4 protein-coding genes are annotated in these 3,760 nt (G+C 35.6%); 1 reads left to right on the forward strand and 3 read right to left on the reverse strand.

Annotation, left to right across the window (positions count from 1 at the left end; all coding sequences use genetic code 11):
• Positions 1-605, reverse strand: a 605-nt coding sequence (locus ACU1LP_RS19305; RefSeq protein WP_445737084.1) for a hypothetical protein, incomplete at its 3' end; no start/stop codon positions are given.
• On the reverse strand, positions 602-805 hold the full coding sequence (locus tag ACU1LP_RS19310) for a hypothetical protein (RefSeq protein ID WP_445733805.1): 204 nt from the start codon (positions 803-805) through the stop codon (positions 602-604). The genes ACU1LP_RS19305 and ACU1LP_RS19310, both read right to left, overlap by 4 nt.
• A 468-nt stretch (positions 806-1,273) precedes the next feature.
• Here ACU1LP_RS19310 and gyrB point away from each other — a divergent pair, with 468 nt between their 5' ends.
• Positions 1,274-3,223: a DNA topoisomerase (ATP-hydrolyzing) subunit B gene (gyrB, locus tag ACU1LP_RS19315; protein ID WP_445733806.1), complete on the forward strand. Its 1,950-nt coding sequence runs from the start codon at positions 1,274-1,276 to the stop codon at positions 3,221-3,223.
• A gap of 90 nt (positions 3,224-3,313) precedes the next feature.
• On the opposite strand, the gene ACU1LP_RS19320 is transcribed toward gyrB, so the two are convergent.
• Positions 3,314-3,739, reverse strand: a complete 426-nt coding sequence (locus ACU1LP_RS19320) for a T9SS type A sorting domain-containing protein (RefSeq protein WP_445737085.1) — start codon at positions 3,737-3,739, stop codon at positions 3,314-3,316.
• Positions 3,740-3,760: the final 21 nt, after the last annotated feature.

Consider the following 3,760-nt stretch of genomic DNA (forward strand, 5'->3'; position numbering starts at 1 on the left):
AATTTTCCTCTCAACCCTGATAAATGCTTGGTACAACTCTCAAATACAGGGTCTTTTTCATAAACACTTTTTATAAACCCAGAAATTTTATGGTTCACATCTTCTACATGTATCAAGTTTAAAATAGAACAGGTTGATTTCAAATTATTCCCATTGTCGCACACTACATATTCAACATCTTTTACATCGATAGAATTAATTATCTCTTGTTTGATCTGTTCTGATTTCCAACTTGTTGAAGATTTTAAGACCAAGGGAATCAAATCTAAATAAGTGAGTGCCTTGGTTCCTACGGAACTGGACAGAACAGCCATAACTGCCATCAATTTTTTGTTGCCAAATTGGATGCTCTCATCAAGAATCAAGAACCATTTTTTGCCTTCAAAAAAGGATTTGTCCTTAAAATTCGCGACCCCTTGTTTTTTCACCCAAATCAATACTGTTGCGTGCGTGGGTGCTTTTAAACCTAAATTCAGGCTTTCGTTCAATGCTTTAAAAACCCTAGGTATGGACCTGTAGCTCAGGTTTGCTTTTGTGACCAAGCACAATGCCAACTGTATGATTATTAAAGGATAAGTGTATCCAAATGCCTTTTCTGAATTCAAATAGTTTGGCAAACAATCTTCTCTATTAAATTTTTCGTTTTTTTTAGGCTGTTTTCTAAAGCAACGCAACGTGCTTTATTAGCAATTGACTTCTCTTTCCATAAATCTCCACTTGTTTTTAATTCTTTTGTACGCTTTTTAAGTCTCTTGTTTTCTTTGCTTCTTTCAAGCGACTTTGTTTTCCAAATATTGTCCTCCATAATAAAAAATATTTACATAATAAAGATAAAAAAAAGAACGAACTTATTTTGTAAATCATATAAATATTTTACACCCCACCATAGAGGTGTAGATGGGAGAAAGATAAAGTTGTGTTTTTCAGATTGCCTCGGCTATGGTTTCAAAATGATCTTATCTGGAGAAATTCAACTATAAATGAACTATTACTTCAATACTTAAAAAGCCAAAACGAAGACTTTCAGACGGTTTTACGAACTTTCCGTTTCCTGAATTTATAAAAAGCTTCCAAGCCCCGTTTTAAGCCACTTTTTAGACCGTTTAAGCCACTTTTGAGTAATTAACAAATGTTGATAATTATATGAATGAGTCGATAAAATGCTTTTTAAAGGCATGATAATTTCGTATATTTGTTTGTGTTCAGAAGGATGCAAAAAGGCATCTTTTTTTTATGCAATAAATAATAGAAATAAACAATATTAAATAATAATATGAGCGAACCTAAAGAAGAATTTAACAAGCACAATTATTCAGCAGATAGTATTCAGGCGTTGGAAGGTATGGAGCATGTGCGTATGCGTCCATCCATGTACATTGGAGATGTGGGTACCAGAGGATTACATCATTTGGTGTATGAAGTTGTAGATAACTCGATTGACGAGGCGCTTGCCGGACATTGTAACAATATTACGGTCATTATCAATGAAGATAACTCGATTACCACAGAAGATGACGGACGTGGTATTCCGGTAGATTTACATAAAAAAGAAGGTGTTTCTGCACTTGAGGTGGTTATGACCAAAATTGGAGCAGGCGGTAAGTTTGATAAAGATTCCTATAAAGTATCGGGTGGACTGCACGGTGTTGGTGTAAGTTGTGTGAATGCGTTATCAGAACATTTACGAGCTACCGTTTACAGAGACGGTAAAGTGTACGAGCAAGAATACGAGCGTGGTAAAGCGTTATACCCTGTAAAACAAATTGGTGAGTCGGATAAAAGAGGAACCACGGTTACTTTTAGACCAGATTCAACCATTTTTACGCAAACTTTAGAGTATAATTACGATACGTTGGCGAGTAGGTTACGCGAACTATCTTATTTAAATAAAGGTATTACAATTCATTTAGTAGATAGAAGAACTAAAAAAGAGGATGGTGAGTTTGAAGGTGAAACATTTCATTCTACAGAAGGTCTAAAAGAATTTATCAAGTTTTTAGATGGAAACAGAGAGCCTTTAATGAAAGACGTTATTGCTTTTGAAGGTGAAAAAAATGGCGTGCCAGTTGAGGTGGCAATGGTTTACAATACGTCGTATGCAGAAAATTTGCACTCGTATGTAAACAACATTAACACCCATGAAGGTGGAACCCATTTGTCTGGTTTCCGTCGTGGATTAACAATGACGCTTAAAAAGTATGCCGACGATTCTGGTATGCTGAAGAATTTAAAATTCGAAATTGCCGGTGATGATTTCCGTGAAGGACTAACGGCTATTATTTCGGTAAAAGTCCAAGAGCCACAATTTGAAGGTCAGACTAAAACCAAATTAGGAAATAGAGAAGTTTCTGCATCGGTGAGTCAGGCGGTTTCTGAAATGCTGACTGACTATTTAGAAGAGCATCCAGACGATGCTAGAATTATTGTTCAAAAAGTTATGTTGGCTGCACAAGCGCGTCATGCTGCTCAGAAAGCTCGTGATATGGTACAGCGTAAATCGGTTATGAGTATGGGTGGTTTACCTGGAAAACTGAGTGACTGTTCGGAGCAAGATCCCACTAAATGCGAAGTGTTTTTAGTTGAGGGAGATTCAGCAGGTGGAACGGCGAAACAAGGGCGTGATCGCGCATTTCAAGCCATTCTTCCACTTCGTGGAAAAATCTTGAATGTTGAAAAAGCGATGGTTCACAAAGTATTCGAGAACGAAGAGATAAAAAATATCTTTACTGCTCTTGGTGTCACCATCGGAACTGAAGAAGATAGCAAAGCCTTGAACCTTTCAAAATTACGTTACCACAAGGTTGTCATTATGTGTGATGCGGATATTGATGGTAGCCACATTGCTACGTTGATATTGACATTCTTCTTTAGATATATGAAAGAATTAATAGAGAACGGTCATATCTATATTGCTACCCCACCTTTATATTTAGTGAAAAAAGGACAGAAAAAAGCCTATGCCTGGAGCGATAAGGAACGTGATACTATAGCCGAAGAGTTTGGTGGCAGTGTTGGCATTCAACGTTACAAAGGTCTTGGGGAAATGAATGCAGAACAACTTTGGGACACCACCATGAATCCGGAGTTTAGAACCATGCGTTTGGTTCAAATAGATAATGGAACGGAAGCCGATAGGATTTTCTCGATGTTGATGGGCGATGAAGTGCCACCCCGTAGAGAGTTCATAGAAAAGAATGCTGTGTATGCTAAAATTGATGCGTAATTAATTAAAAATGTAGTTTATTGAAAAAGCCATGCTATAAATAAATAGCATGGCTTTTTTTGTTTTTAAATGTGTAACTAACTTTTTTCTTTAATTTTTAAACACTTTACGGTGTGTTATGTTTCCTGTTTCTGTTTTTAACTGTAAAATAAACAGCCCACTTTTTAAGTTGCTAATGTCAATCTTTTTGTTAGCAATCAATTTACCTTCCATACTTATTTTGCCAGTTACATCATAAAGTTTATAATCTAAATTTTCATTAATATTGCTTAAATAAATAAAATCCGTAGTTGGGTTTGGGTATACAGTAATTTGATTATCATTAAAATCATTTACACCAGCAGTATTATCATAATTATAGGTTTTTCGGCTAACAATGTCCCAATCTACTCCATTGTATTCTTTGGTTACTTCTGTTAATAGTTTATTAACATAGGGATTATTTTCTATTCCTAAATTATACCTTAAATCCGCAAGCGAATGTTGAAAAGAAAGTTGAAAAGTCAGTAAAACCAGTGCTTTAAAGACTTTTCACTT

This window comes from Mariniflexile sp. (genome assembly GCF_052728615.1).